Annotated in this window: 26 protein-coding genes; 16 read left to right on the forward strand and 10 right to left on the reverse strand. The window is 70.1% G+C overall.

The genetic code is table 11. The features are described from left to right. Nucleotides 1-85 precede the first annotated feature (85 nt). The 9 genes from EPAKOI_RS18535 (at nt 86) to EPAKOI_RS18575 (ending at nt 10,046) form a co-directional block, all read left to right on the forward strand. Entirely contained in the window at nt 86-1,867 is a 1,782-nt protein-coding gene (locus EPAKOI_RS18535) for an IlvD/Edd family dehydratase (protein ID WP_423194241.1), read from the forward strand. Nucleotides 1,868-2,033: 166 nt separating this feature from the next. Further along, entirely contained in the window at nt 2,034-3,476 is a 1,443-nt protein-coding gene (tcuA, locus tag EPAKOI_RS18540) for an FAD-dependent tricarballylate dehydrogenase TcuA (protein WP_313836951.1), read from the forward strand. Further along, nucleotides 3,463-4,635: a tricarballylate utilization 4Fe-4S protein TcuB gene (tcuB, locus tag EPAKOI_RS18545; protein ID WP_423194242.1), complete on the forward strand. Its 1,173-nt coding sequence runs from the start codon at nt 3,463-3,465 to the stop codon at nt 4,633-4,635. Before tcuA ends, tcuB begins: the two co-directional genes overlap by 14 nt. A gap of 44 nt (nt 4,636-4,679) precedes the next feature. Further along, on the forward strand, nt 4,680-5,468 hold the full coding sequence (locus EPAKOI_RS18550; protein ID WP_124685294.1) for a class II aldolase/adducin family protein: 789 nt from the start codon (nt 4,680-4,682) through the stop codon (nt 5,466-5,468). A 109-nt stretch (nt 5,469-5,577) separates the two neighbouring features. After that, nucleotides 5,578-6,543 carry a tripartite tricarboxylate transporter substrate binding protein gene (locus tag EPAKOI_RS18555; protein WP_423194243.1) on the forward strand — a complete coding sequence of 322 codons (966 nt, stop codon included), beginning with the start codon at nt 5,578-5,580 and terminating at the stop codon, nt 6,541-6,543. A 10-nt stretch (nt 6,544-6,553) separates the two neighbouring features. Then, nucleotides 6,554-7,444: an amidohydrolase family protein gene (locus EPAKOI_RS18560; RefSeq protein ID WP_423194244.1), complete on the forward strand. Its 891-nt coding sequence runs from the start codon at nt 6,554-6,556 to the stop codon at nt 7,442-7,444. 60 nt (nt 7,445-7,504) lie between these two features. After that, nucleotides 7,505-8,491, forward strand: coding sequence for a Bug family tripartite tricarboxylate transporter substrate binding protein (locus EPAKOI_RS18565; protein ID WP_423194245.1), 987 nt, complete (start codon nt 7,505-7,507; stop codon nt 8,489-8,491). A 114-nt stretch (nt 8,492-8,605) separates the two neighbouring features. Further along, nucleotides 8,606-9,499: a D-2-hydroxyacid dehydrogenase gene (locus tag EPAKOI_RS18570; RefSeq protein ID WP_423194246.1), complete on the forward strand. Its 894-nt coding sequence runs from the start codon at nt 8,606-8,608 to the stop codon at nt 9,497-9,499. A gap of 88 nt (nt 9,500-9,587) precedes the next feature. Continuing rightward, nucleotides 9,588-10,046, forward strand: a complete 459-nt coding sequence (locus EPAKOI_RS18575) for a response regulator (protein ID WP_423194247.1) — start codon at nt 9,588-9,590, stop codon at nt 10,044-10,046. Nucleotides 10,047-10,139: 93 nt separating this feature from the next. Here the strand turns inward: EPAKOI_RS18575 and lpdA are convergent, their stop codons facing one another. The 3 genes from lpdA to EPAKOI_RS18590 form a co-directional block, all read right to left on the reverse strand. Beyond that, nucleotides 10,140-11,942 carry a dihydrolipoyl dehydrogenase gene (gene lpdA, locus EPAKOI_RS18580; RefSeq protein WP_423194248.1) on the reverse strand — a complete coding sequence of 601 codons (1,803 nt, stop codon included), beginning with the start codon at nt 11,940-11,942 and terminating at the stop codon, nt 10,140-10,142. A 173-nt stretch (nt 11,943-12,115) separates the two neighbouring features. Next, a complete protein-coding gene (locus tag EPAKOI_RS18585) occupies nt 12,116-12,850 on the reverse strand; it encodes an SDR family NAD(P)-dependent oxidoreductase (RefSeq protein WP_124685288.1) in 735 nt (244 codons plus the stop codon). 160 nt (nt 12,851-13,010) lie between these two features. Beyond that, nucleotides 13,011-13,922 carry a LysR family transcriptional regulator gene (locus EPAKOI_RS18590; protein WP_313836940.1) on the reverse strand — a complete coding sequence of 304 codons (912 nt, stop codon included), beginning with the start codon at nt 13,920-13,922 and terminating at the stop codon, nt 13,011-13,013. Nucleotides 13,923-14,090: 168 nt separating this feature from the next. Here EPAKOI_RS18590 and EPAKOI_RS18595 point away from each other — a divergent pair, with 168 nt between their 5' ends. Beyond that, entirely contained in the window at nt 14,091-14,555 is a 465-nt protein-coding gene (locus EPAKOI_RS18595; RefSeq protein ID WP_124685286.1) for a RidA family protein, read from the forward strand. 180 nt (nt 14,556-14,735) lie between these two features. Continuing rightward, on the forward strand, nt 14,736-14,930 hold the full coding sequence (locus EPAKOI_RS18600; protein ID WP_423194249.1) for a hypothetical protein: 195 nt from the start codon (nt 14,736-14,738) through the stop codon (nt 14,928-14,930). A gap of 14 nt (nt 14,931-14,944) precedes the next feature. On the opposite strand, the gene EPAKOI_RS18605 is transcribed toward EPAKOI_RS18600, so the two are convergent. The 4 genes from EPAKOI_RS18605 to EPAKOI_RS18620 are packed head-to-tail and all read right to left on the reverse strand — an operon-like array spanning nt 14,945 to nt 19,064. Further along, a complete protein-coding gene (locus EPAKOI_RS18605; RefSeq protein WP_423194250.1) occupies nt 14,945-15,685 on the reverse strand; it encodes an SDR family oxidoreductase in 741 nt (246 codons plus the stop codon). 42 nt (nt 15,686-15,727) lie between these two features. Further along, nucleotides 15,728-17,344: a DHA2 family efflux MFS transporter permease subunit gene (locus EPAKOI_RS18610; protein ID WP_423194251.1), complete on the reverse strand. Its 1,617-nt coding sequence runs from the start codon at nt 17,342-17,344 to the stop codon at nt 15,728-15,730. After that, entirely contained in the window at nt 17,341-18,489 is a 1,149-nt protein-coding gene (locus EPAKOI_RS18615; RefSeq protein WP_423194252.1) for an HlyD family secretion protein, read from the reverse strand. The genes EPAKOI_RS18610 and EPAKOI_RS18615 overlap by 4 nt, the downstream gene beginning before the upstream one ends. Nucleotides 18,490-18,521: 32 nt before the next feature. Further along, nucleotides 18,522-19,064: a winged helix-turn-helix transcriptional regulator gene (locus EPAKOI_RS18620; protein WP_423194253.1), complete on the reverse strand. Its 543-nt coding sequence runs from the start codon at nt 19,062-19,064 to the stop codon at nt 18,522-18,524. A 109-nt stretch (nt 19,065-19,173) separates the two neighbouring features. Here EPAKOI_RS18620 and EPAKOI_RS18625 point away from each other — a divergent pair, with 109 nt between their 5' ends. Further along, nucleotides 19,174-20,631, forward strand: a complete 1,458-nt coding sequence (locus EPAKOI_RS18625) for an efflux transporter outer membrane subunit (protein ID WP_423194254.1) — start codon at nt 19,174-19,176, stop codon at nt 20,629-20,631. A 16-nt stretch (nt 20,632-20,647) separates the two neighbouring features. On the opposite strand, the gene EPAKOI_RS18630 is transcribed toward EPAKOI_RS18625, so the two are convergent. Further along, nucleotides 20,648-20,779, reverse strand: a complete 132-nt coding sequence (locus EPAKOI_RS18630) for a DUF2945 domain-containing protein (protein ID WP_423194255.1) — start codon at nt 20,777-20,779, stop codon at nt 20,648-20,650. Between the two features lie 231 nt (nt 20,780-21,010). Here EPAKOI_RS18630 and EPAKOI_RS18635 point away from each other — a divergent pair, with 231 nt between their 5' ends. Then, entirely contained in the window at nt 21,011-21,928 is a 918-nt protein-coding gene (locus EPAKOI_RS18635; protein WP_423194256.1) for a YihY/virulence factor BrkB family protein, read from the forward strand. A 62-nt stretch (nt 21,929-21,990) separates the two neighbouring features. Here EPAKOI_RS18635 and EPAKOI_RS18640 read toward each other — a convergent pair whose 3' ends face one another. Next, nucleotides 21,991-22,452 (reverse strand): DUF3597 domain-containing protein, encoded by a 462-nt coding sequence (locus tag EPAKOI_RS18640; protein ID WP_423194257.1) that lies wholly within the window; start codon nt 22,450-22,452, stop codon nt 21,991-21,993. A 91-nt stretch (nt 22,453-22,543) separates the two neighbouring features. Next, nucleotides 22,544-23,272, reverse strand: a complete 729-nt coding sequence (locus EPAKOI_RS18645; RefSeq protein WP_124685277.1) for an IclR family transcriptional regulator — start codon at nt 23,270-23,272, stop codon at nt 22,544-22,546. Nucleotides 23,273-23,438: 166 nt separating this feature from the next. On the opposite strand from EPAKOI_RS18645, the gene EPAKOI_RS18650 reads away from it, so the two are divergent. From EPAKOI_RS18650 to EPAKOI_RS18660, 3 genes are all read left to right on the forward strand, one after another. Continuing rightward, a complete protein-coding gene (locus EPAKOI_RS18650) occupies nt 23,439-24,419 on the forward strand; it encodes a tripartite tricarboxylate transporter substrate binding protein (protein WP_423194258.1) in 981 nt (326 codons plus the stop codon). Between the two features lie 63 nt (nt 24,420-24,482). Then, nucleotides 24,483-25,178: an RraA family protein gene (locus tag EPAKOI_RS18655; RefSeq protein WP_423194259.1), complete on the forward strand. Its 696-nt coding sequence runs from the start codon at nt 24,483-24,485 to the stop codon at nt 25,176-25,178. Further along, on the forward strand, nt 25,175-26,119 hold the full coding sequence (locus EPAKOI_RS18660; RefSeq protein ID WP_423194260.1) for an NAD(P)-dependent oxidoreductase: 945 nt from the start codon (nt 25,175-25,177) through the stop codon (nt 26,117-26,119). The genes EPAKOI_RS18655 and EPAKOI_RS18660 overlap by 4 nt, the downstream gene beginning before the upstream one ends. The last annotated feature ends 17 nt before the right edge of the window (nt 26,120-26,136 follow it).

The raw sequence follows: 26,136 nt of genomic DNA on the forward strand, positions 1-26,136 counted from the left end.
CGCGGGGCCGCCCATTCCGCTATGCTCGGGGACGCCAGGCGCGCCACACGCCGCGCCGCTCCCGCAACCGCCAGCAGGAAGCCTCATGTCCAGCGAAGACCAGCACCCCGACGGCGCCCCGCGCCATGACATCGCCCCGGAAGCCGCCGTCACCGGGATCTCCAAGGGCCTGACCCACTACGGGGACCGCGGTTTCTCGCTGTTCCTGCGCAAGGCGTTCATCAAGGGCGCCGGCTACACCGACGCGGCGCTGGACCGCCCCGTGGTCGGCATCGTCAACACCGGCAGCGCCTACAACCCGTGCCACGGCAACATGCCGCAGCTGATCGACGCGGTACGGCGCGGCATCATGCTGGCCGGCGGCCTGCCGATGGACTTCCCGACGATCTCGGTCCACGAGAGCTTTTCCGCGCCTACGAGCATGTACCTGCGCAACCTCATGTCGATGGACACCGAGGAGATGATCCGCGCGCAGCCGATGGACGCGGTGGTGCTGATCGGCGGCTGCGACAAGACCGTGCCCGCGCAACTGATGGGCGCCGCGTCGGCCGGCATCCCGGCCATCCAGCTGATTACCGGCTCGATGCTGACTGGCTCGCACCGCGGCGAGCGCGTGGGTGCCTGCACCGACTGCCGGCGCTACTGGGGGCGCTTTCGCGCGGAGGAGATCGACGCGGACGAGATTGCCGACGTGAACAACCAGCTTGTGGCCAGCGTGGGCACGTGCTCGGTCATGGGCACGGCCAGTACGATGGCCTGCATTGCCGAGGCGCTGGGCATGACGGTGCCCGGCGGCGCGTCGCCCCCGGCCGTGACGGCCGACCGCATCCGCGTGGCCGAGCAGACCGGCGAGCAGGCCGTGCTCATGGCCCGCGAGCGGCTGACCATCGACCGCATCCTGACGCCGGCCGCGTTCGAGAACGCCATGCGCGTGCTGCTGGCGATCGGCGGGTCCACCAACGGCATCGTGCACCTGGCCGCCATCGCCGGCCGCATGGGCTACGACATCGACCTGGCCGCGCTGGACCGCATGGGCCGCGATACGCCGGTGCTGCTAGACCTGAAGCCGTCCGGCGACCACTACATGGAGGATTTTCACCACGCGGGCGGCATGGCCACGCTGCTGCGCGAGCTGAAGCCGCTGCTGCACCTGGACGCGCTGACCGTGACCGGGCGCACGCTGGGCGAGGAAATCGAGCGGGCCGGGCCCGGCTTTGCCCAGGACGTGGTGCGCCCCCGCGCCCACCCGATCTATCCGCAGGGCGGCATCGCGGTGCTGCGCGGCAACCTGGCGCCGGGCGGGGCCATCATCAAGCAGTCGGCGGCTGACCCCCGACTCATGGAGCACGCCGGGCGTGCCGTGGTGTTCGAGGACGCCGAGGATCTGGCCAACCGCATCGACCGAGACGACCTGGACGTCACGGCCGACGACATCCTCGTGCTCAAGCGCATCGGCCCCAAGGGTGCGCCCGGCATGCCCGAGGCCGGCTATATCCCGATTCCGCGCAAGCTGGCGCGGGCCGGCGTCAAGGACATCGTACGGATATCGGACGGCCGCATGAGCGGCACGGCATTTGGCACCATCGTGCTGCATGTGACGCCCGAGGCTGCCGTGGGCGGCCCGCTGGCCCATGTGCGCGATGGCGACCGCATCAGCCTGTCCGTGGCCAGCCGCACGCTGCACCTGGACGTCAGTGACGCCGAACTGGCGCGGCGCGCGGCCGAGCGGCCCGTGGTGGAACCGACGGCCGAGCGCGGCTATCGCAAGCTGTTCCTGAGCGCCGTGAACCAGGCCGACCAGGGCGTCGACTTCGATTTCCTGCGCGCCGCCCAGACGCGCGGCAAGGTGCCCGGCAGCGGCGGCTGACCGCGCCGGGGCGGGTGGCGGCCCGGGGTCATCACGAATCGTGATACCCCCATGCCGGGCCGGGGCTTAGCAGCGTTCCGCACGGCCGATAGAGTGCCGGACAGACTACAGAAGGCATTGTCGTGTCCATTCCCACTCCCCCCACCCGCCGGCAGGGCTGCCGCGCATGATCGACGTCCTTGTGATCGGCGGCGGCAATGCCGCGCTCTGCGCCGCGCTGATGGCCCGCGAGGCAGGTGCCAGCGTGATGCTGCTGGAAGCCGCCCCGCGCGAATGGCGCGGCGGCAATTCGTCCCATACCCGCAACCTGCGCTGCATGCATGACGCGCCGCAGGACGTGCTGATCGACGCCTATCCCGAAGAGGAATACTGGCAGGACCTGCTCAAGGTAACCGGCGGCCTGACCAACGAGACGCTGGCGCGGCTGGCGATCCGGGCGTCGTCCACGTGCCGCGACTGGATGCGCCGCCACGGCGTGAACTTCCAGCCGCCGCTGTCTGGCGCGCTGCACGTGGCACGCACCAACGCGTTCTTCATGGGCGGCGGCAAGGCGCTGGTCAACGCGTACTACCGCAGCGCCGAGCAGCTTGGCGTGCAGATCCGCTACAACGCGCCGGTCGATGCAATCGAGCTGGACGGCGACCGCTTCGTGGCGGCGCGCATCGGCGCCGAGCGCATCGAGGCGCGCGCCTGCGTGCTGGCCGCCGGCGGCTTCGAGTCGAACCGCGAATGGCTGCGCGACGCCTGGGGCCAGAACGAGCGCGGCGAATGGCCGGCCGACAACTTCCTGATCCGTGGCACGCGCTTCAACATGGGTGTGCTGCTCAAATACATGATCGACGCGGGCGCGGACGCCATCGGCGATCCGTCCCAGTCCCATTGCGTGGCCATCGACGCGCGCGCGCCGCTGTACGACGGCGGCATCTGCACGCGGATCGACTGCGTGTCGCTGGGCGTGGTGCTGAACGCCAACGCCGAGCGCTTCTACGACGAGGGTGAGGACTTCTGGCCCAAGCGCTACGCGATCTGGGGCCGCCTGGTGGCCCAGCAGCCGCAGCAGATCGGCTATTCGATCATCGACGCCAAGGCCGTGGGCCGCTTCATGCCGCCGGTGTTCCCCGGCGTGAAGGCCGACACGCTGCCCGAACTGGCGCGCAAGCTCGGGCTGGACGAAGCCACGTTTCTGCGCACCATCGGCGACTACAACGCCGCCTGCCGCGTTGGCACGTTCGACCACACGGTACTGGACGACTGCCACACCGAGGGCGTGTCCCCGGCCAAGACCCACTGGGCGCGGCCGATCGACACGGCGCCGTTCTACGGCTACGCGCTGCGGCCCGGCATCACGTTCACGTACCTGGGGCTCAAGGTCAACGAGGCATCGGCCGTGCATTTCGGCGGGCAGCCGAGCCCGAACCTGTACGTGGCCGGCGAGATGATGGCCGGCAACGTGCTGGGCAAGGGCTACACGGCCGGCGTGGGCATGGCCATCGGCACGGCGTTCGGGCGCATCGCCGGCACGCAGGCGGCGCTGGCCGCGGCCCGCATGGCCGCCCTGGCGCCGCACGCATCGCGGGTATCGAAGGAAAAGGAACATGCAACATCTTGAAGCGCTGACGCGCGAGGCGGCGGCGCTGGCCAACGACGCGCTGCCATTGACCACCGACGAGGCCGAGGTGGCCCGCACGCTGCAGATCTGCAACGCGTGCCGCTACTGCGAGGGCTTCTGCGCCGTGTTTCCGGCCATGACGCGCCGGCTGGAGTTTCCGAAGGCGGACATCCACTACCTGGCCAACCTGTGCCACAACTGCGGCGCCTGCTACCACGCATGCCAGTACGCGCCGCCGCACGAGTTTGCGGTGAACATCCCCCAGGCCATGGCCAAGGTGCGCGTGCAGACCTACGGCGACTATGCGTTTCCGGCGGCGCTGGGCGGGCTGTACCGGCGCGCCGGCACGACCATGGCGCTGGCGCTGGCCGGCGGGCTGGCGCTGTTCCTGCTGATGGTGCTGGCCATGCGCGGCACGCTGTGGCATGAACCGCTGGCCGGCAACTTCTACGCGATCTTTCCGCACAACCTGCTGGCGGCGATGTTTGGCGCGGTGTTCCTGTTCGCCGTGGTGGCGCTGGGCATCGGCGTCACGCGCTTCTGGCGCCGCGTCACGCCCGGCGAGCGCAGCGGCGACGCACGGGGCGCCGCCGTGGGCGGGGCCGCGCACGACGCGCTGAAGCTCAAGTACCTGGACGGCGGCCACGGCAAGGGCTGCAACAACGATGACGACGCCTTCACGCTGCTGCGCCGGCGCTTCCACCACTTCACGTTCTACGGCTTCATGCTGTGCTTCGCGGCTACCGCCGTGGCCACGCTGTACCACTACCTGCTTGACCTGCACGCGCCGTACCCGGTGACGAGCGTGCCGGTGCTGCTGGGCATCGCGGGCGGCATCGGGCTGCTGATCGGCCCGGCCGGGCTGCTGTGGCTGAACCTGCGCCGCGACGAGCGCACCATGGACACGAAGCAGAAGCCAATGGACCGCGGCTTCATCGCGCTGCTGTTCCTGACCAGCGCCAGCGGCCTGGCGCTGCTGGCGCTGCGCGACACGGGCGCGATGGCGTCGCTGCTGGCCGTGCACCTGGGCATCGTCATGGCGCTGTTCCTGACGCTGCCCTACGGCAAGTTCGCGCACGGCATCTTCCGCAGCGCGGCGCTGCTCAAGTACCACATCGAAAAACGCCGGCCCAGCGATCTCGCGCTGGGCGCGGACTGAACCGCATCGCAAAAGAAAACCGAAATCCCCAAAGGAGACCCATCATGACGAAACCCGGTGTGCTGAACATCCCGTCGATGCGCGGCCAATGCAGCGAGGCGGAATGGCAGGCGCGCGTGGACCTGGCCGCGTGCTACCGGCTGGTCGAGCTCTATGGCATGGCCGACATGATGGCCAACCACATCTCCGTGCGCGTGCCCGACGAGGACAACGCCTTCCTGATCAACCCGTACGGCATGATGTACGAGGAGATCACGGCGTCCTGCCTGATCAAGGTGGACCACGACGGCAAGATCCTGTCCAAGCCCGATTTCGGCGCGCTGGACTACGGCATCAACAAGGCCGGCTACGTGATCCACAGCGCCGTCCACCACGCCCGGCCCGAAGTGGCGTGCGTGATCCACACCCACAGCTGGGCCTCGATGGCCGTGTCGTCGCTGGCATGCGGCCTGCTGCCGATCACCCAGACCGCCATGCGCTTCCTGAAGATCGGCTACCACGACTACCAGGGCGTGGTGCTGGACACCGCCGAGCAGGAATCCCTGATCGCCGACCTGGGCCGCGGCGAGGCGCTGATACTGCGCAACCACGGCGCACTGACCGTGGGCAACTCGGTCGGCGAAGCCTTCAACTGGATGCACCGCCTGGAACTGGCCTGCCGCTCGCAGGTGGCCGCCATGTCGTGCAACACACCGCTCCAGCAGGTGCCCGCCAACGTGCTGGAGGAAACCTGGAACAACTACCAGCCCGGCACCCGCCGCCCGTACGGACTGATGGAATGGCCCGCGCTGCTGCGCAAGCTGGATCGCATCGATCCGGGGTATCGGGAGTAACGGCGGCGGGCTGGCAGACGCAATGCCGCCGGTTTTCTCCCCTCTCCCGCAAAGCGGCAGAGGGGAGCTTGAAAACAAGAAACACCCTGCAGAGTGTGGAGGAGACACGATGAACCGCAGAACCATGCTGGCGCGGATGCTGGCGCTGGGCGCCGCCCCTTATGTGCTTGATGTCCGTGCGCAGGACAAGCCCGTCACGCTGGTGGTGCCGTTCGCGCCCGGTGGCAATCTGGACGTGGTGGCGCGCGCCATCGCGCCGGCGCTGGAGCAGGCGCTCGGCCGCAACGTGATTGTCGACAACCGTCCCGGGGCCGGCGGCGTGATCGGGGCGTCGGCCGTGGCGCGGGCGGAGCCCGATGGCAGCACGCTGCTGGTGACCACGCCCAACGCGTTGGTGGTGCTGCCCAAGATGACCCGCACCAACTTCAAGCTGGCGAGCTTTGCGCCGGTGGGGCTGGTGTCGACGACGGCGCTGGTGATCGTGGTCAAGGGTGGCGATACGCGGTTCAAGGATGTCGACGCGCTGCTGGCCTTCGCGCGCGCCAACGCCGGCAAGCTGGCCGCCGGCCATGCCGGGCCGGGCACCACCAACCACATGGCGCTGCTGCAGCTCGAAGACGCCGCCAAGGTCCGTTTCAACCAGGTGCCGTACAAGGGCTCGGCCCCGGCGCTGGTGGACCTGATGGGCGGGCAGATCGACTTCGTGGTGGACCAGCTCACCAGTTCCGCGCCGCATATCCAGTCGGGGGCGCTGCGGGCGCTGGCCGTGATGTCGCGCGAGCGCGATGCCGCGCTGCCCAAGGTGCAGACGCTGCGCGAGGCGGGGCTGGCCAACTTCGAGGCCACCACGGCCACCGGCCTGCTGGCGCCGGCGGGCACGCCGGCCAAGGTCATCGACACGATCAATGCCGCGCTGCGCAAGGCGCTGGCCGAGGGCAGCGTCCGGAGCCGGCTCCAGAACGTGGGCAGCGTGGCCCAGGGGTCGACGCCGCAGGAGCTGCTGGCGTCGCTGCAGAAGGAAGATGCGCGCGCCCAGGCGCTGGCCACGGCCGGCCGCCTGAAGGCCGCGGAATAGGAGCGCCGGCATGACACGTCCCTGCCTGCCGCCGCTGGCCGATATCACGCCGCCGGCGTTCCGCGCGCCCCCGGGCGCCTGCGACAGCCACGCCCATGTGTTCGGCCCGTTCGCGCGCTATCCGCTGGCCGATGACCGCAGCTACACGCCTGCCGAGCATCCCGCCGACGCCTTCATCGCCCATCTCGATGCGCTGGGGCTTACGCGCGGCGTGCTGGTCACGGCCAGCGCCAGCGGCACCGACAACAGCGTGGTGACCGACGCCCTGCGCCAGTACCCCAGCCGCCTGCGCGGCATCGCCGTACCGGCCGCCGATACCACCGATGCGCAGCTCGACGCCTGGCACGACGCCGGCGTGCGCGGCGTGCGCTTCAACCTGTACCAGCTCGACGGCCACGCGGTGTACCGCAACGGCGTGGGCATCGACGTGCTGGAGGCGCTGGCGCCGCGCCTGAAGGCGCGTGGCTGGCACGCGCAGATCTGGATCCATGCGCCCGACCTGGTCACGCTCGGGCCCCGCCTGCGCGCGCTGGGCCTGCCGCTGGTGATCGACCACATGGGCCGCATGGCCACGTCGCGCGGCGTGGGCGATCCGGGCTTCCAGGCGCTGTGCGCGCTGCTGGCCGATGGCGTGGCATGGACCAAGATTTCGGGCGCAGACCGCCTGCAGCCGGCCGGCGCGCCGTACCGCGACGTGGACGCCTTCGTCGCCGCGCTGCTGGCCGCCAACCCGGAACAGATCGTCTGGGGCTCGGACTGGCCGCACATCAACTATTTCGATCCGGCGCAGATGCCCGACGACGGCGTGCTGTTCAACCTGCTGGCGCGCTGGCTGCCCGACGAGGCGGCGCGGCAGCGCGTGCTGGTGACGAACCCGGCACGGCTCTATGGCTTCGACTGACGGCCGGAGCCCGGCCCCACAACGACGACACCTACAACAACGACTGGAACGGAGACAACCATGAACCGATTCGCCCTGCCTCAGCCTGCCGCGCCCTGGCTGCTGTCCGCCATGCTGGCGGCCGGCGCGCTGCTGGCCCAGCCGGCCCGTGCCGACGACTACCCGACCAAGCCCGTGCGCGTGGTCGTGGCTTTCACGGCCGGCGGCACCACCGACATGCTCGCGCGCAGCGTCAGCCAGATCCTGGCGCAGCGCTTCAAGCAGTCGTTCGTGGTGGACAACCGCCCTGGCGCCGGCGGCAACATCGGCACCGAGTTCGTGGTGCGCGCGCCGGCCGACGGCTACACGCTGCTGGTGAACTCGGTCGGGCCGATCTCGATCAACCAGTCGCTCTACAAGAAGCTCAACTACGACCCGCTGACCGACCTGGTGCCCGTCGTGCAGATTGCCGACGTGCCCAACGTGCTGGTCGTGCATCCGTCGCTGCCGGTCAAGACGTTCGAGGAATTCGTCGCCTACGCCAAGGCCAATCCCGGCAAGCTCAACTACAGCTCCACGGGCGTGGGCACGTCGTCGCACCTGTCGGGCTACATGCTGACCGAGCGCATGGGCACGCAAGCCACGCACATCCCGTACAAGGGCGCCGATGCGCTGAACGACCTGCTGTCGGGCCGCATCCAGTTCATGTTCGCGACAATTCCGTCGGTGATGCCGCATATCCAGGCCGGCAAGCTGCGCGCGCTGGCAGTGTCCAGCGCCAAGCGGTCGCGCTCGCTGCCCGACCTGCCCACCGTGGCGGAAAAGGGCTACCCCGGCTTCGAGGCCGGCTCGTGGTTCGGCTTCTTCGCGCCCAAGGGCACCCCGCAGGACGTGATCACCAAGGTCAACCAGGCCGTCAACGAGGCGCTGCCGTCGCTGCAGGCGCAGATGATCCGCGAAGGCGCCGACCCGGTGGGCGGATCGGCGAAGCAGTTCGGAGACTTCACGCGCAAGGAATACGTCAAGTGGAAGGCCGTGGTGAAAGCCTCCGGCGCCACGGTCGATTGAGCGCCATGGCCAGCGCGCCCCTGCGGATCCTGCTGTCGGCCGCCACGCTCGACGCGCACCGGCCGGCCATCGACGCCGCGCTGGGGCCCGGGCCGCGCGTGGCAGCCGGTGGTGGTGCCGGACGTCGACGATGCGCGCGCCGTGGATGCCGACGTGGCGTTCGTGTCGCGCGACGTGACCGGGCTGTCGACCAAGCACGAAATCCTGCCCGCCACGCAGCGGTTCTATACGGCCATGCTGCAGGCGCCGTCGCTGCGCTGGGCGCACGCGCACTCGGCCGGTGCCGACCGGGCGATCTACGGCCAGCTCCGCGCGCGCGGCGTGACGGTGACCACGTCGTCCGGGGCCAACGCCGGCGTCGTGGCGCAGACCGCGCTGGCCGGGCTGCTGGCACTGGCGCGCCACCTGCCGCAATTGATCGACGCGCAGCGGGCCAGCCGCTGGGCGCCGCTGATCGGCAGCGGCCTGCCGCGCGACCTGCAGGGCCAGCACGCCACCATCGTGGGCTGGGGCCCGATCGGACAGCAGATCGGCGCCGTGCTGGCTGTACTGGGCGTGGGCGTGACCGTGGTCCGGCAGCGCGCCGCGCCGGTGGCGGGCGGCTTCGAGACCGTGACGTTCGACCAGTTCGACGCGGTGCTGCCGCGCACTGACTGGCTGATCCTGGCCTGCCCGCTGACCGACGTGACGCGCGGGCTGGTCAGCCGCGCGGCGCTGCAGCGGCTGCCCGCCGGCGCCCGGCTTGTGAACGTGGCGCGCGGCGAGGTGGTCGACGAAGCCGCGCTGATCGATGCGCTGCGCGCGCAGCACCTGGGCGGCGCGTTCCTGGACGTCTTTGCGCATGAACCGCTGCCGGCCACGTCGCCGCTCTGGTCGCTGCCCAACGTCATCGCCACGCCGCACAGCGCCGGGTTCTCGGACGGCAACGCGGCGCGCGTGGTGGAGATCTTCCTGGACAACCTGCGCCGCTGGGCCGACGGTCAGCCGCTCCGCAACATCTCAAGTTGAGAGGACGCCACGCGGTTGCGGAAATTTCCGCATTGAATTGCCGACGTTTCCGCCACCGCGCGGCCAGGCCAGCCGCGACAATCGTGGCATGCCTTCGCACGTCGTCCAACCTGCTTCCACGCTCGTCTCTACCGCCGATGCCAGCCCGTCCGGCGCGCCGGCGCCGCTGCCGCGCGTGGTGATTGCCGAGGACCATCCCGCCTACCTGCTGATGATGCAGGAGCAACTGCTGCGTATCGGCGGCTGCGAGGTGGTGGCCTGCGCGCGCGGCGACGACGCCTGGGCCGCGTGGCGGCAGGGCGGGGCGGCGCTGTTGCTGACCGACGTCGGGCTGCCCGGCATGGATGGCCTGGCGCTGGTGCGCGCGGTGCGGCAGGCGGCGCAGGCGCAAGGGTCGCGCGTGCGCATCGTCGTCATTACCGTCAGCATCACCGAGGCGCTGCGGCGTGACTGCCGGGCCGCCGGCGCGGACCTCTTGCTCGAAAAGCCCGTGGGCCTGCGCGCGATGACCGCGCTGGTGCAGCGCTTCGCGGCCGGGCCGGACTAGTCAGCCGCGCCAGGCCGAGCTGCGGGGCCGCTCGATGTCTTTGCCGAAGCCGGCGGAATACCGCACGCGCTTTGTCTCGGCGCTGGACTAGCGCTACATGTTCAGCGCCCGCTTCTGCACCGCCAGCGCGGCCTCGCGCATGACCTCGGACAGCGACGGGTGCGGATGGCTGATGATGCCGATGTCCTCGGACGCGGCCTTGAACTCCAGCGCCGCCACGCCCTCGGCGATCAGGTCCGAGGCATTGGCCGAGATGATGTGCACGCCCAGCAGCTCGTCGGTCTGCGCGTCGGCAATCATCTTGATGAAGCCGTCCGGCCGGCCCATGCCCATCGCGCGGCCGTTGGCCTGCATCGGGAACTGGCCGGTGCGATACGCGCGGCCTTCGGCCTTGAGCTGGGCCTCGGTCTTGCCCACCCACGCGATCTCGGGCTCGGTGTAGATCACCCACGGGATGCAGTTGTAGTCGATGTGCGGCTTCTGGCCGTCGATGATCTCGGCCACCATCACGCCTTCGTCCTCGGCCTTGTGGGCCAGCATCGGGCCGCGCACCACATCGCCGATGGCGTAGATGCCGGGCACCGTGGTGCGGCAGTGATCGTCCACGGGGATGAAGCCGCGCGCGTCGGTGGCCAGGCCCACGGCGTCCAGGCCCAGGTCGTCGGTGTTCGGCACGCGGCCGATCGACACGATCAGGCGGTCTGCATCGAGCTTCTGCTCGGCGCCGTCCTTGTCCTTGTAGGCGATGCTGACGCCCTTGGCCTTCGCCTTGACCTCGCCGATGGTGACGCCCAGGTGGATCGTCAGCCCCTGCTTCTTGAACAGCTTGGCCGCCTCCTTGGCGATGGCTTCGTCGACGCTGCCCAGAAACGTCGGCAGCGCTTCCAGGATCGTCACCTCGGCGCCCAGCCGGCGCCAGACCGAGCCCAGCTCCAGCCCGATCACGCCCGCGCCGATCACGGCCAGCCGCTTGGGCACGGTGTCGAACGACAGCGCGCCCTCGTTGTCGGAGACGATCTTGTTGTCCACCGGCACGTCGGGCAGGTGGCGCGCCTTGGAGCCCGTGGCGATGATCACGTTGCGCGCCGTGTAGGGCTTGGTATTGCCCGCTTCGCCGGCCTCCACGGTGACCACGCCGTCCGCGCCCCGGCCCTTGAGCTTGCCATGGCCCTTGATCCACGTGACCTTGTTCTTGCGGAACAGGAATTCCACGCCGCCCGTGAACTTGTCGACGATGGCGGCCTTGCGCCGGATCATCTGCGGCAGGTCCAGCGTCACGCCCTTGATCTGCACCCCGTGGTCGGCCATGCCGTGCTGGGCGTGCTCGAAATGCTCGGACGACGCCAGCAGCGCCTTGCTGGGAATGCAGCCCACGTTCAGGCAGGTGCCGCCCAGGCGCGGCTTGCCGGCCTCGTCCTTCCATTCCTCGATGCAGGCCACGGTCTTGCCAAGCTGCGCGGCGCGGATGGCGGCGATGTAGCCGCCCGGGCCGGAGCCGATCACGATCACGTCGAAATCGGCCTGCGCCGACGCGCTGGCGCCACCGGCGGTCGGTGCCGGTGCGGCGGCGGGAGCGGGCGCCGGGGCAGCCTGGGACGCGGCCGGTGCCGGGGCGGGGGCCGCGGCCTTGGGCGCCGGGGCCGGCGCGGCCTTGCCTTCGGTATCCACCACGGCAATCACCTCGTCGGCATGCACCGTGGCCCCGTCGGGCTTGACGATCTGGGCCAGCACGCCGTTGTCGGGGCAAGGCACCTCCAGCGTCACCTTGTCGGTTTCCAGCTCCACCAGGATCTCGTCGCGCTGCACGGCCTCGCCGGGCTTTTTCTTCCACTGGATCAGCGTGGCTTCCGAGACGGATTCGGAAAGCTGGGGCACCTTCACTTCTATCGTGGCCATGGTCGGGGGGTTCCGGGTGAGGAAAACCTCCAGTCTAGGAGACCGGGCCTCCACCCACACGCCGCGCGACCGAGGGTTTACCCGTGTCCGGGCGCCAGACAGGACAACGGCCCACCGGGCGCGGCGGGCCGTCGGCAGGCAGGCCGGGGTGGCCTGCCGGGTGGCGCGGTGGGTCAGTGGCCGGCGCTCTGGCCGCCGTCGACGTGCAGGATCTCGCCGGTCACGAACGGCGCAGATTCCAGGAACAGCACGGCCTCGGCGATATCGCTCATTTCGCCCATGCGGCCCATCGGGTGGAGCGCGCCCAGCGCCGCGTGGGTTTCCGGTGCGTGCATCGGCGACTTGATGATGCCGGGCGACACCGCGTTGACGCGGATGCCGCGCTTGGCGTACTCGACGGCCAGCGACTTGGTGGCCGCGTTGATGCCGCCCTTGGTCAGCGACGCCAGCACCGACGGCACGCCGTCGATGGCATGGTCGACGAGGCTCGTGGTGATGCTGACCACGTGGCCGCTGCCCTGCTTTTCCATCTGCGCGATGGCAAGCTGCGTGATGTGGAAGAAGCCGGCCAGGTTCACGCCAGTCTTGGCGGCGTAGTCCTCGGCCGTGTAGGCCGTGAACGGCTTGGCGATGAAGATGCCGGCGTTGTTGACCAGCGCGTCGACGCGGCCAAAGCGCTCGATGGCCTGCCCGACCACGCGCCGCGCGGTCTCCGGGTCGGCGATGTCGCCCGGCACGGCCAGCACGTCCGCATCGTCGGGCTGCTGGATGCCGCGGGCCGTGGCCACGACGCGGTAGCCGCGCTGGCGGTATGCCTTGACCAGCTCGGCGCCGATGCCTTGCGAGGCGCCCGTGACGATGGCGACCTTCTGGGTGGTGGTGGGGGTGGTGGTTTGCGTGGTGCTCATGATTTGCCTCGTTTGTCTGGATGACCTTGGCGTCCTTGCCAATCGAACCGTCGTGGTCGATGGCTGGAAATGTAGGTGAGGCGGGCGGGGGATTGAACGGCACCACGGCACAAACACTTGTGCGCGCCGGTAACAAGTGGCCGGCGCGCGGCCGTGTCAGCTACGCGGAAAACTTCTCGACCAGGAAGTCGACGAAGGCGCGCACGCGGCGCGAGACGTGGCGGGCGTGCGGATAGAGCAGGACGAACGGCCGCGTGCTGCCGCCAAAGTCCTGCAGCACCTCGACCAGCGTGCCGTCGCGCAGGTCCTGCTCCACGACGAAGCGGTAGGTCTGGAACAGCCCGGCGCCGGCGCGGGCCAGCGTGGCGCCGCCCAGCGCGTCCTCGGACGTGCCATACGGGCCCGTGGTGACCACGTCGACGTCCTCGCCGTCCTGGCGGAACGTCCATGGGATGCGGCGCCCGCTGCTGGGCCGCTCGAACTGGATGCACGCGTGGGCCAGCAGGTCGTCCAGCGTGGCCGGCGTGCCGTGGCGCTTCAGGTAGGCCGGCGTGCCCACCACGACCATCTCGGCGTCTTCGAGCTTGCGGGCGATCAGCGTGGAATCGTCGGGGGCGCGGCCTCGCACCGAGAGGTCGTAGGTATCGTCGGCAAAGTCGACGTTGCGGTTGCTGATGTGGACGTCGATGTCCACGTCCGGGTAGCGCTCGCGGAATTCGGGCAGCACCGGCAGCACGCGGTAGTGCGCGTAGGGCGTGGGCAGGCTGATGCGCAGCCGGCCGGCCGGCGTGGCGTGCTGGCCGCTGATCTGCCGCTCGGCGTCCACCAGCTGCGCCAGCGCCTGGCGGGTTTCCTCGAAGTAGGTGCGGCCCTCGTCGGTCAGCCGGATCTGGCGCGTGGTGCGCACGAACAGCCGGACCGCCAGCCGTTCCTCCAGCCGCGACACGCTGCGGCTGACCGCAGCCGGCGTCACGCCCGCCGCCACCGCGGCCGCCGTGAAGCTGCCCAGTTCGGCTGCCAGGCAGAAGAGTTCGATGCTGCCAAGCTGGAGATCGTCGAATTGGCGCTTCATGGTCGGGGCGGCAGGGGAGGCAGGGGCGATGGCCGCCAGTGTATGCGATGGCCCGCCGGACGGCCGATTTGTTCCATGGCGTATCAATCGATGTTCCCGCCGGCCCGTTCCCCGCCTGCGCCCCGGCGCCTATAGTCATCCGCAACCCCAACCTTCCACGGAGTCACCATGACCGTCGCATCGAAACTGGCCGCGCTGGGCCTGACCCTCCCCCCGCCGCCGCGCCCGCTGGGCCGCTACACCGCCGTGAGCCAGGCCGGCGACCTGCTGTTCATCTCCGGCCAGTTGCCGCTGCGCGACGGGCAGGTGGTCTGGCAGGGCCAGGTTGGCAAGGACCTGACCGTGGAGCAGGGCAGGCAGGCCGCGCAGTTGGCGGCGCTGAACGTGCTGGCGCAGATCGACGCCCATCTGGGCGGCTTTGCGCGGCTGGACCACATCGTGCGGGTGGAAGGCTACGTGACCAGCGCGCCGGGCATGCTGGAACAGCCGGCCGTGATCGACGGGGCGTCCGAACTGTTTGCCGAGGTGCTGGGCGACCAGGCCGGCCACGCGCGCGCGGTCTACGCGCAGAGCCAGCAGCCCGGCAACGCGGCCGTGATCCTGGTCGTCATCGCGCAGGTCAGGCCCGCGTAGTAGCCCTCCGGGGCGCCCAAGGTGCCCCGGTCGGGTCGGCACCCTATCCGAACGGATGAGACGGATAAGCGACTGGCTGGGTGGCCCGAGCCTCTCGTACAGCAGCCAGCGCGGCGTGTAGGCGATAGCATCGAAGCCATTGGTCCTTATCGCTCGTCCTTATCGCTCCGAGGTGCTGGCATGACGCTTTCCGTGGTTGCCCCGACGTTGTTCCTCGAAACCAGCCGCCGCTATCTGCTGGCGACGCCCATGCCCGCCCCGGCGCCCGCGCGCCCGGCGCTGGACACCACGTGGCAGCCCCGCGTCGACGACGGCCGGTTCAGCAGCAGCCGCGCCGCGCCGCCGGCCCCGTGGCCGGCCGACCCGCGCGCGTGAAGCGCGGCGGCGGGCTACCAGCGTTCCATGTACGGCCGCAGGTCCAGCTCGAACGTCCAGGCGTCGCGCGGCTGCGTGTGCAGGTACCAGTAGTTGTCGGCGATGTGCTCGGGGTTCAGGATGCCGTCCTGGTCCTTGAGCGCGTAGCGGTCCGGGAACGTGTCGCGGATGAACGCGGTGTCGATGGCGCCGTCCACCACCACGTGGGCCACGTGGATGTTGCGCGGCCCCAGCTCGCGCGCCATGCTCTGCGCCAGCGCGCGCAGCGCGTGCTTGGCGCCGGCAAACGCGGCAAAGTTGGCGCTGCCGCGCAGCGCGGCCGTGGCCCCGGTGAACAGGATCGTGCCCCGGCCCCGCGCCACCATCCGGCGCGCGGCGGCCTGCGCGGTCAGGAAGCCGGCAAAGCAGGCCATCTCCCAGATCTTGAAGTACTTGCGCGGCGTCTCTTCCAGGATGCTGCACGGCACGTTGGCGCCGATGTTGAAGACCAGCACCTCCACCGGGCCATGCTCGGCCTCGATCTGGTCGAATAGCTGCGCCACCGCGTCTTCCTGCCGCGCGTCGCTAGCGTAGCCGAACGCCTGGCCGCCATCGGCGCGGATGCGGTCCACCAGCGGCTGCAGCTTGTCCGCCGATCGGCGCGTGACGCAGGCGATGTAGCCCTCGCGCGCAAAGCGCCGCGCAATGGCGCCGCCCGTGGCGTCGCCCGCGCCGATGACCAGGGCAACCTTCGCTGGGGATGTGGGGGTCGTCATGTCGTCTCCATGGGTGTTTTCGACAGTGTAGGGGGCCGCCGGTCAGTGTGCATCGGCCGACGGCGCCTTGGGCGGGGCAATCCTGCGCATCAGCGGCACCAGCGGGATGGCCACGACAAAGCAGACCAGGATGACCAGGAACGCATCGGCATAGGTCAGCGTATGGGCCTCGCGCATGACCAGCGTCCAGAGCTGGCGCACGGCGGCGGCGTGGCCGTCGGTCACCTCGTTGCCCAGCGCCGACAGGTGGGCCGTGCTGTTGCCCAGGAACTCGGCCATGGCCTCGTTGCGGATGTTCAGATGCTCGGCCAGCCGCAGGAAATGCAGGTTCGTGCGGTCGTTCAGGATCGTCCCGCATACGGCGATGCCGATGGCGCCGCCCAGGTTGCGCATCAGGTTGAACAGGCCGGAAGCCAGCTTCAGCCGCGCGGGCGGCAGCGCGCCCAGCGTCAGCGTGACCGTGGGCGCCACCGCGAACTGCTGGCCCATGCCGCGCAGCGCCTGCGGCAGCAGCAGCTCCGTGCTGCCCCAGTCATGCGTGATCGGCGCAAAGCTCCACATCGACAGCGCGAACATCGACAGGCCCACCATCAGCAGCCAGCGCAGGTCCAAGCGGTTGGCCAGGTACGAGTAGAGCGGGATCGACATCACCTGGAACACGCCCGTGGAGAAGATGGCCAGCCCGGTCTGCAGCGCGCTGTAGCCGCGCACCTGGCCCAGGAACAGCGGCGTCAGGTAGATGGTGGCGAAGATGCCGATGCCGGTGACGAACGAGAAGAAACAGCCCAGCGCGAAATTGCGGTCTTTCAGCGCGCGCAGGTCCACCACGGGGTTGGCGTACGTCAGCGAGCGCCACAGGAACGCCGCCCCGGCGATGCCGGAGATCCACGCGGTGGCGACGATGGTCGGGTCGCCGAACCAGTCCCAGCGCGGGCCTTCTTCCAGCGTGTATTCCAGGCAGCCCAGCGACAGCGCCAGCAGCAGCATGCCCAGGTAGTCGGCGCCCTTGAGCAGCGACCAGTCGGGCTGGTCGATCTTCACCAGGACCGGCACCATGACCGTGACGAAGATGCCCGGCACGAGGTTGATGAAGAACAGCCAGTGCCACGAGTAGTTGTCGGTGATCCAGCCGCCGATGGTGGGGCCCAGCGTGGGCGCCAGCGACGCCAGCCCGCCCACGATGGCCGCCGCCGCCACGCGCTGGCGCCCGGCGAAGAACGCGAACGCGGTGGTGAAGACCATCGGGATCATCGACCCGCCCAGAAAGCCCTGCGCCGCGCGAAAGGCGATCATGCTATCGATGTTCCACGCCACGCCGCACAGCAGGCTGGTCAGCGTGAAGCCGGCCGCGGACGCCGAGAACAGCCAGCGCGTGGACATCACGCGCGCCAGCCAGCCCGACAGCGGAATCACGATGATCTCCGCGATCAGGTACGCGGTCTGCACCCAGACCGTCTCGTCGGTGCCCGCCGACAGCCCGCCGCCGATGTCGCGCAGTGACGCGGACACGATCTGGATGTCGAGCAGCGCGATGAACATGCCCACGCACATCGTGCCGAACGCCAGCACGCGCGTGGCGATGGGCAGTTCGGCGGGGGAAGGCAGCGCGGGCGGGGCGGGCACGGTGGCGCCGGGTCCGGCAGCGACGGCGGTGCTCATGACTTGCCCGGTGCGGCGGTAGCCACGTCAGCGGTGTCGGTGCGGCCCGCGTGGGTGTCGATCTCGGCCACGACCGACAGGCCCGGCCGCAGCACGCCCAGCCGCGCGTCGGCATCGTCGAGCACGATCCGCACCGGCACGCGCTGGACGATCTTGGTGAAGTTGCCGGTGGCGTTCTCGGGCGGCAGCACGCTGAACTGGGCGCCCGTGGCCGGCGCCAGGCTTTCCACGCGGCCGTGGAAGACCTTGCCGGGCAGCACGTCGGCCACGATCGTGGCGCGCATGCCGGGCTGCATATGCGCGAGCTGGCCTTCCTTGAAGTTCGCATCGACCCAGAGGCCGCGCGCGGGCACGATCGACAGCAACTGTCCGCCGCTGGCCGCGTAGGCGCCCACGCGCGCGCGGCGATTGCCGACGGTGCCGTCCACGGGCGCGCGCAGTTCCGTGTAGCTCAGGTTCAGCCGTGCGATGTCGCGCTCGGCCACGGCCTGCGCCAGCGCGGCTTCGGCCTGCTGCTTCTGCGTGGCGATCACGTCGAGCTGCCGGCGCGCGGCCTCCGCGCTGGCCTTGGCCTTCTGGCCGTGGGCCAGCGACTGCTTGAAATCGGCGTCGGCCTTCTGGGCGCTCTGGATCGACACGGCCGACTTGGCCACCAGGCTGGCGTAGCGTGTCTGGTCGTCGCGGGCGCGCAGGGTTTCGGCGTCGGCGGCCGTCACGCCGGCGCGGGCCTCGGCGATCACGGCGTCCTGCAGCCGGGCACGGGCATCCAGGTTGGCGATCAGCGCCTGCTGCGCGGCCACGGCGCCCTCGGCCCGGGCCAGCGCGGCGCGGTAGTCGCGGTCGTCGATGCGGGCCAGCACGTCGCCGGCGCGCACGGCCTGGTTGTCGGTCACGCGCACCTCGGTCAGGTAGCCGGGCACCTTGGCGGCAATCAGCGTGACGTCGCCGCCCACGTAGGCGTCGTCGGTCTCCTGCACGAACCGCGCGTCGGTCCACCAGTGGTAGCCATAGCCAGCCGCGGCCAGCACCACCAGCGCGGCGCCGGCGCGGATCAGCAGGGCCTTGCGGCCGGGTCTGGCGGGCTGGGCCGTGGGGGTGGCGGCGCCTGCGGGCACGCGGTCGGCGGTCGTCGTACTGCTTGTCATGGGAAACGCTCCGTAGCGGCAACGCGCCTTTGTCAGGCGCGGGAAGTCGGGGATGAAGAAGGGGTGGGATGCGATGCGGGCGGCGTGCCGGGCGGGGCCGAACGTGCCAGCCGCGCGCGCAGGGCCGGGCTGGCGGCGTCGCCGGCGGCGATGTAGTGGTCGGTCTCGGTGATGCGCTGGCCCGTATCGGCATCGACCAGCGCGATGCGCACGGTGCGCCCGGTCTGGCGTTCCACCAGCCGCACCGTGCCGGTCTGGTCCGCGAAATGGCGGTTGCCCCAGTCCATCAGCGTCAGCAGCACGGGCCGGAAATCGCGGCCCCGGTCGGTCAGCACGTACTCGTCGCGCGGCGGGTGGGCGCAGTACGGGCGGCGCGCCAGCAATCCTTCGTCGACCAGGCTGTTCAGCCGCCGGGTCAGCATGTTCGGCGCGATGCCGAGCCGCTTCTGGAAGTCGTCGAAGCGGGCGGTGCCGTAGAACGCCTCGCGCAGGATCAGCACCGACCACGTGTCGCCTACCCGCGCAATCGCCCGCGCCGTCGGGCAGGCGCCGTCCTTGTGCGCGGATTTCTGCATCGTTCGGCCTCCTGCAAGAAATTGGTTGCTATCAATATGAAAGTTAGTCTAGGCTAGTCACTATCAAGATGCAACTAACTTTTGCATCGATCTGACGAAAGGAACGGAAATGACGGAGCAGGCACAGGGATGGGGGCGCCGCGCGACAACGCTGGCGGCGGCGTTGGCCGCGATGTTCGGCATGGCGGCGTGCGCGGTGGGGCCCGACTACCGGGCGCCCGCCACGGCCATGCCGCAGGTCTACCCGCACGCGGCCGCGCTGGCGGCGATCAACGAGGCACGGCCGCCGGTCTCGCTCGATACCTGGTGGGACGGGTTTGCCGATCCGCAGCTCACGCGGATCGTCCAGCGCGCGCTGGATCAGAACCTGGATCTGGCGGCGTCGCTGGCGCGGGTGGAGCAGGCGCGCGCGGCGGCCCGGTTTGCTGGCGCCGAACTGCTGCCGCAGGCCAGTGCCTACGGCGACGTCACGAAGCAGCGCCAGTCACTGGAAAGCCCGCTGGGCAAGATCGGCAGCACGCTGCCCGGCTACACGGGCGGGCAGACGCTCTACGCGGTGGGCGCGGCGGCCACGTGGGAAATCGACCTCGCGGGCGGGCTGCGGCGCGGCGCCGAGGCGGCCGATGCCGAGTGGCAGGCCGCGCAGGCCAGCCACGTGGGTGTGCGGATCCTGGTGGCCGCCGAGGCCGCCGACGCGTACTTTCGCGTGCGGGCCGCGCAGGACCGTATCGCCATCGCGCGGCAGCAGGAGACGACGGACCAGCGGCTGCTGGAACTGGTGCGGCTGCGGCTGGCCGATGGCATCGGCGCCGAGCGCGAACTGGCGCAGGCGGAAGCGCGCGTGGCGCAGACGCGCGTCACGATCCCGCCGTTGCGGATCGAACTGGACACGCAACTGAACCGGCTGGACGTGCTGATGGGCGCGCAGCCGGGCACCTATGCCGCCGAACTGCGCGAGGCGCCGGCGGCGCTGACGGTGCCGCAGGTGGCGCTGGCGCAGGGGCCGGCCAACCTGCTGCAACGGCGCCCCGACGTGATCGCGGCCGAGCGCCGGCTGGCGGCGTCGAACGCGCGGATCGGCGTGGCGACGGCCGAGTATTACCCCAAGCTGTCGCTGTCGGCGCTGCTGGGCTTCGAAAGCCTGTCGGCCGGCAAGCTGTTCACCGCGCAGGCGTTCCAGCCCGCCGCCACGGCCGGCCTGCGCTGGCGGCTGTTCGATTTCGGCCGCGTGGACGCCGAGGTGGCCGGCGCCAACGGGGCCTACGCGGAAGCGCTGGCCGGGTATCGCCGGGCCATGCTGCAGGCCACCGAGGACGTGGAGAACGCGCTGGTCACGCTGACGCAGCTCGACGCCCAGCGGGTGGAACTCGACAAGGAAGTGTCGGCGCACGAGCGGGCGCGCAATGCGTCCGAGGAGGCGTACAAGGGCGGCGCCGTCAGCCTGTTCGAGGTGCTGGAGGAAGACCGGCAACTGCTGGCCGCCCGCGACCAGCAGGCCCGCGTGCGCGCCGATAATGCGCGCGCCGCGGTAGCGGCCTTCCGCGCGCTGGGCGGTGGCTGGTCGTAGCCCGGCGGCGAGCCGGTCAGCGCGCCTTCTTCAGCGCCCCGGCCTTGTGGATCGCCTTCTTGCCGGTCTTGGCGCTGCGCACCTCGTACTGCGGGTCCTTGGCCGACGCCTTGGCCACGTGGCCGCCCGCCTTGGCGGTGCCGGTCACCTTGCGCGTGACGGTGCCTTCGGTCTAGCCCTGCGAGGTCTGCCACTTGACCTTGTCGCCCTTCGAGATCGTCGCCATGGCGTGCTCCTGGCATGTGGATGATGTGGCAATGCGCATGCAATGGCCATGCCGGTACGCCCCGGCGCGGCGCATGTCAGACCGTGACCGATACCCGTGCGCGGCATCGGCCACTAGGCTTCAGACAGGCAGCGCCAGCGAAGGAGGGCGACGATGCAACGCGAGTTCATGGCCGGACGGTCATTCGGTACTTTCTGGGTCCTGCTCAAGGACACGTTTTCCGCCTGGCTGGACGACTACGCGCCCAGCATGGGCGCCGCGCTGGCGTACTACACGATCTTCTCGGTAGCGCCGCTGCTGCTGATCGTGATCTCGGTGGCGGGGCTGGCCTTCGGCGCCGAGGCCGCGCGCGGCGCCGTGGTCGACCAGATCGGCGGCATGGTGGGCGAGGAAGGCGCCAAGGCCATCGAAAGCATGCTGGTATCGCTCAGTTCGCCGGAAAAAGGCACGCTGACCGCGCTGCTGAGCATGGTGACGCTGCTGGTGGGCGCCACCACGGTGTTCGCGGAACTGCAGGACGCGCTGGACCGCATCTGGCGCGTGCCGGAGCGCAAGAAGCCGTCGGGCATCTGGGAACTGCTGCGCGCCCGGGTGCTGTCGTTCGGCATGATCCTGGGCATCGGCTTTCTGCTAATCGTGTCGCTCGTGGCCAGCGCCGCGCTGGCCGCCATCGGGCGGTACTGGTCGCCGATGCTGGGCGAGGGCGAGGCCATCGGTCACCTGATCGACATGGCGCTGAGCTTCGGGCTGGTGACCGTGGTGTTCGCGATGATCTACAAGATCATGCCGCACGCGGACGTGCGCTGGCCCGACGTCTGGCTTGGCGCCGTGGTCACGTCGGTGATGTTCACGGTGGGCAAGCTGCTGATCGGGCTGTACATCGGCAAGACCGGCGTGGCCACCGGCTACGGCGCGGCCGGGTCGCTGGTGGTGGTGCTGGTGTGGGTCTACTACTCCGCGCAGATCTTCCTGCTGGGGGCCGAGTTCACGTGGCTCTATGCCAACCGGTTCGGATCGCTGCGCAAGCGCGACACCGGGGGCGAACGGCAGGCCCCCACGCGCCGCGCCTGAGCGGCGGCCCGCCGTGCATTGCAGAAGCTGCGGCGCAATCTTGCACGGCGGGTGTCAGAAAGTCAGTCGGTCAGGTCCTTCGGCAGCTTGCCGCCATTGGCTGCCAGTTCCTGCATCACGCGCTTGTGGAGCCACATGTTCATGGCCGCCGAATCGTTGGTGTCGCCGGTGTAGTTCAGCTCCTTGGCCAGCGCCTTGCGGTGTTCCAGGCTGCTGTCGATGCCCAGCGCCTTGAGCGTGTCGACGATCGACGTGCGCCAGTTCAGCGGCTGGCCGGCCTCGCTGACGGCCTTGTCCATGACGGCCTCGACGTCCACCTGCGACAGCGGCTGCTGGCCCTGCGCCGGGGCACTGCCAGCGGGTGGCGTGGCACCCGGTGCCGGCGCGGCGGGGCTGGCGCCCGGTGCCGTGGTGCCCGGCGTGGCGCCGGGCGTAGTCCCAGGCGTGGCCGTGGCGGTGGTCTGCGCCGAGGCGGACTGGCCGCGGTGCAGCAGCTTGTTCAGGATGTCCTTGAAGATGCTCATTTCGGTCTCCGATAGGGTGGGCGGGACCTTGGCGCTGCAACTATCGTTCCGGGCGGGGCGGACGTGCCGATCGTCGCGTCCGGCTGCCCGGTCAGTCCGATGCGCGCGCCGCCGCGCCGTAGACCTTCTCGCACCACAACGCGCTCGCGCCCAGCCGGCGTGACAGCCTGGCGGCGGCCACGAGCTGCACGCGGGCGATGTCTGCACGGTTGGCCGCCTCCAGCCTGGACGCGGGGCCGGAGAGCGTCAGCGCGGCCATGAACTTGTCGCCGGCGCCAAACAGCGGGGTGGCAAACGCGGCGGTGTAGATGTCCCGGAAGCCCGAGGTGAACCACGGCAGCGGTTCCTCGCGGCGCGCGCTGGCATCGTCCTTTCCCCAGTACTTCAGCACCGATCCGATGGCCGTGTCGTCGAGCGGCAGGATGGTGCCCGGCAGCCGCGTCTCGCGCAGGCCCTCGCTGGGTTCCGCGCGATACAGGCACATGCGCTGCTCGTCGCCGTGCAGCACGTAGTACGACGCGCTTTCCTTCGTCGCCAGCGCCAGGTCCTGCAGCACCGGCTCGATCACGGTGCCGAGCTGGAACGACTGCTCGTAGAGCTTGCCCAGGTAGAGCAGGCGCGGGCCCAGCGCGTAGCGGCTGTCGGCCGTGCGCACCACGTAGCTCATCCGTTCCAGCGAATTCAGCAGCCGGAAGACCGTGGTCTTGTGCATGCCCGATGCGGTGGCCAGTTGCGCCAGCGACATGGTTGTCGCGCCGAGCCGGAAACAGTCCAGCAGCCCGAGTGCCTTCTCGACCGCTGCCACGCCGTGATTACTCATGTGTCCTTCCCCCGGATGCCATGCTGGCGATTGTACGATGTACAACGCGGTTTTGCACAGTACACGGGTTAACGATAATCGGAAGGCGAAGCGTACCGGACTATAGTGGTCGCATATTAATGAAACGCCGTTGTACAGAATACAACGCGTCAGACGGAGACAACTCATGCGTGCAGCGCGACCCCTGTTCTTTTCGATGTGTGCCCTGGCGGCGGCGCTGGCCGTGACGGCCGCGCCGGCCCGTGCCGCGTGGCCGGACGACCGGCCCATCGAGGTCTACGTCGGGTTTGCCGCCGGCGGTGGCACCGACCTGCTGGCCCGGGCCATGACGCCGTTCCTGCAGAAGCACCTGGGCGGCAAGGCGCGCATCGTCGTCGTGAACAAGCCGGGCGCGTCGGGCGAGATCGCCTACTCGGCGCTGTCCCGCGCGGCGGCCGACGGCTACACGATCGGCATCGTGTCCACGCCGTCGCTGCTGACCATCCCCATCCAGCGCAAGCCGAAGTACGACCCGGCCGCCATCGTGCCGCTGGCGCGCGTGATCGACGATCCGGCCATGTTCGTGGTGGCCGGCGACAGCAAGCTGGCGTCGATGGCCGACCTCGTGAAGCAGCTCAAGGCCAACCCCGAAGGGCTGTCGATGGGCAGCAACGGCATCGGCACCAACGGCCACATGGCGGCGCTGGCGCTGCAGCAGGCCACGGGCGCCAAGGTCAACCACATCCCGTTTGCGGGCACGTCGCAGACCAAGACCAGCCTGCTGGGCCACCACATCGACCTGATGGCGATGAGCACGACCGAGTTCACCGAGGCCGACCGCGCGTCGAAGGACGTGAAGGTGCTGGCCCAGCTGGGCGCCGAGCGCCGCCCCGGCCTGGTGGCCGACGTGCCGACGGCCCGCGAGCAGAAGCTGGACATCACGATTTCGTCCGAGCGCGGCTTTGCCGCCCCGCGCGGCCTGCCGCCGCAGATCGCCAAGCGCTTGCAGGACGCCATCGAGGCCACCACGAAGGACCCCGAGTTCCTGGCCCGCGCCGTCAACGAGGCGCGCGGTATCTCGTATCTGTCCGGCGCGGCGTGGACGCAGCACATGGCCACGCAGCGCGGCAAGTTCGAAAGCCTCTGGAAGATCGCGGCCACGAAGTAGGCGCCGACCCGCCGGTCCCCCGATTCCCGTATTCCCGTATTTTCGTCTTACCTGGAGCCGTACATGAGCCAAGCCAAAGCGTCCCCCGCGATCCGTCGCGACTATCCGCGCGTGTCGCCCGAACTGGTCGAGCGCGCCTCGACTTTCCAGGCCGCCATCCTGGCCGACGTGGTCGGCCGCCGCGGCACGATGAACGCCCGCGTGCAGGGCCTGTCGCCCGCGATGAAGGTGTGCGGCCCGGCGCTGACCGTCGAGGTCCGGCCCGGCGACAACCTGATGTTCCACGTCGCGCTGGCCATCGCCCAGCCCGGCGACGTGATCGTCGTGGACGGCAAGGGCGACCAGACCGCCGCGCTGTGCGGCGAAATCATGGCCGCGCAGGCGCAGGCGTCCGGCGTGGCCGGTTTCGTGATCGACGCCGCCGTGCGCGATTCGCACGAACTGGCCAGCGGCCCCTTCCCGGTGTTCTCGGCCGGCACCAACCCGTGCGGGCCCACCAAGGCCATCGGCGGGCTTGTGAACTGGCCGGCCGCCGTGGCGGGCGTGGCGGTCAACCCGGGCGACCTGATCGTCGGCGATGCCGACGGCGTGGTGGTCATTCCGCGCGAGGACGTGCCGGCCATCCTGGAACTGGCGCAGAAGAAGGTTGATATCGAGGCCAGGCGCATCGCGGCAATCCGGGCCGGCGAACTGCGTCCGGGCTGGCTGGACAAGGAACTGCGCGCCGCCGGCGTGCTGGCCGAAGGGGAATCGCTGTGACCGCCGTGAAAAAGCCCGCGCTGCTGGTGACCGGCAACGACCTGGCGCCGCAGGCGCTGGCGCTGCTGAACGATTTCGAGGTCAGCTTTGCCGGCAAGCAGTGCAGCGAGGACACCGTGGTGGCGCTGGCCAGGGCCACGGACCCGGTGGCGATCATCGTCCGCTACGGCAAGATCGGCGCCTCCGTGATGGACGCCGCGCCGTCGCTGAAGGTCATCTCGAAGCACGGCAGCGGCATCGACGTGATCGACCAGCAGGCCGCCGCCGCGCGCGGCATCGCGGTCCGGGCGGCGGTGGGGGCCAACGCGGCCGCCGTGGCCGAGCACGCCTGGGCGCTGATCCTGGCCTGCGCCAAGGCGGTGCCGCACCTGAACGACCGCATGCGCGCCGGCCATTGGGACAAGTCGATCCACAAGACCATCGAGCTGAACGGCCGCACGCTGGGCCTGGTGGGGCTGGGCGAGATCGGCCGGCGGGCGGCCGTTACTGGCGTGGCGCTGGGCATGCTGGTCATCGCGTTCGATCCGTACGCGAAGACGGTGCCCGATGGCGTGACGCGGGTGGACGACCTGCACGACCTGTACCGCCAGTCGGACGTCGTGTCGCTGCACTGCCCGCTGACCGACGAGAACCGCGGCATGCTGAACCGCGACACGCTGGCGCTGTTCAAGGACGGCGCGATCCTGGTGAACACGGCGCGGGGTGGCCTGATCGACGAGGCGGCGCTGGCCGAGGCGCTGACCAGCGGCAAGCTCTACGCGGCCGGGCTCGACAGCTTTGCCGTGGAGCCGATGCCCGTGCCGCACCCGTTCCAGCAGGTGCCGAACCTGATTCTTTCGCCCCATATCGGCGGCGTCAGCGACGCGGCCTACGTGAACATGGGCGTGGGCGCGGCCCGCAACGTGCTGGCCGCGTTGCAGGAAGCTGCCGCGGCGGCCTGAATTCCTGAACGTGCCGA

The organism is Cupriavidus sp. H18C2, from assembly GCF_049393795.1.
In the GTDB taxonomy this organism is placed as follows: domain Bacteria; phylum Pseudomonadota; class Gammaproteobacteria; order Burkholderiales; family Burkholderiaceae; genus Cupriavidus; species Cupriavidus pauculus_C.

Excerpts from the sequence above, each read along its gene's own strand:
- EPAKOI_RS18535 (WP_423194241.1), top strand. The coding sequence starts at position 86 with ATGTCCAGCGAAGACCAGCACCCCGACGGCGCCCCGCGCCATGACATC.
- tcuA (WP_313836951.1), top strand. The coding sequence starts at position 2,034 with ATGATCGACGTCCTTGTGATCGGCGGCGGCAATGCCGCGCTCTGCGCC.
- tcuB (WP_423194242.1), top strand. The coding sequence starts at position 3,463 with ATGCAACATCTTGAAGCGCTGACGCGCGAGGCGGCGGCGCTGGCCAAC.
- EPAKOI_RS18550 (WP_124685294.1), top strand. The coding sequence starts at position 4,680 with ATGACGAAACCCGGTGTGCTGAACATCCCGTCGATGCGCGGCCAATGC.
- EPAKOI_RS18555 (WP_423194243.1), top strand. The coding sequence starts at position 5,578 with ATGAACCGCAGAACCATGCTGGCGCGGATGCTGGCGCTGGGCGCCGCC.
- EPAKOI_RS18560 (WP_423194244.1), top strand. The coding sequence starts at position 6,554 with ATGACACGTCCCTGCCTGCCGCCGCTGGCCGATATCACGCCGCCGGCG.
- EPAKOI_RS18565 (WP_423194245.1), top strand. The coding sequence starts at position 7,505 with ATGAACCGATTCGCCCTGCCTCAGCCTGCCGCGCCCTGGCTGCTGTCC.
- EPAKOI_RS18575 (WP_423194247.1), top strand. The coding sequence starts at position 9,588 with ATGCCTTCGCACGTCGTCCAACCTGCTTCCACGCTCGTCTCTACCGCC.
- lpdA (WP_423194248.1), bottom strand. The coding sequence starts at position 11,942 with ATGGCCACGATAGAAGTGAAGGTGCCCCAGCTTTCCGAATCCGTCTCG.
- EPAKOI_RS18585 (WP_124685288.1), bottom strand. The coding sequence starts at position 12,850 with ATGAGCACCACGCAAACCACCACCCCCACCACCACCCAGAAGGTCGCC.
- EPAKOI_RS18590 (WP_313836940.1), bottom strand. The coding sequence starts at position 13,922 with ATGAAGCGCCAATTCGACGATCTCCAGCTTGGCAGCATCGAACTCTTC.
- EPAKOI_RS18595 (WP_124685286.1), top strand. The coding sequence starts at position 14,091 with ATGACCGTCGCATCGAAACTGGCCGCGCTGGGCCTGACCCTCCCCCCG.
- EPAKOI_RS18600 (WP_423194249.1), top strand. The coding sequence starts at position 14,736 with ATGACGCTTTCCGTGGTTGCCCCGACGTTGTTCCTCGAAACCAGCCGC.
- EPAKOI_RS18605 (WP_423194250.1), bottom strand. The coding sequence starts at position 15,685 with ATGACGACCCCCACATCCCCAGCGAAGGTTGCCCTGGTCATCGGCGCG.
- EPAKOI_RS18610 (WP_423194251.1), bottom strand. The coding sequence starts at position 17,344 with ATGAGCACCGCCGTCGCTGCCGGACCCGGCGCCACCGTGCCCGCCCCG.
- EPAKOI_RS18615 (WP_423194252.1), bottom strand. The coding sequence starts at position 18,489 with ATGACAAGCAGTACGACGACCGCCGACCGCGTGCCCGCAGGCGCCGCC.
- EPAKOI_RS18620 (WP_423194253.1), bottom strand. The coding sequence starts at position 19,064 with ATGCAGAAATCCGCGCACAAGGACGGCGCCTGCCCGACGGCGCGGGCG.
- EPAKOI_RS18625 (WP_423194254.1), top strand. The coding sequence starts at position 19,174 with ATGACGGAGCAGGCACAGGGATGGGGGCGCCGCGCGACAACGCTGGCG.
- EPAKOI_RS18635 (WP_423194256.1), top strand. The coding sequence starts at position 21,011 with ATGCAACGCGAGTTCATGGCCGGACGGTCATTCGGTACTTTCTGGGTC.
- EPAKOI_RS18640 (WP_423194257.1), bottom strand. The coding sequence starts at position 22,452 with ATGAGCATCTTCAAGGACATCCTGAACAAGCTGCTGCACCGCGGCCAG.
- EPAKOI_RS18645 (WP_124685277.1), bottom strand. The coding sequence starts at position 23,272 with ATGAGTAATCACGGCGTGGCAGCGGTCGAGAAGGCACTCGGGCTGCTG.
- EPAKOI_RS18650 (WP_423194258.1), top strand. The coding sequence starts at position 23,439 with ATGCGTGCAGCGCGACCCCTGTTCTTTTCGATGTGTGCCCTGGCGGCG.
- EPAKOI_RS18655 (WP_423194259.1), top strand. The coding sequence starts at position 24,483 with ATGAGCCAAGCCAAAGCGTCCCCCGCGATCCGTCGCGACTATCCGCGC.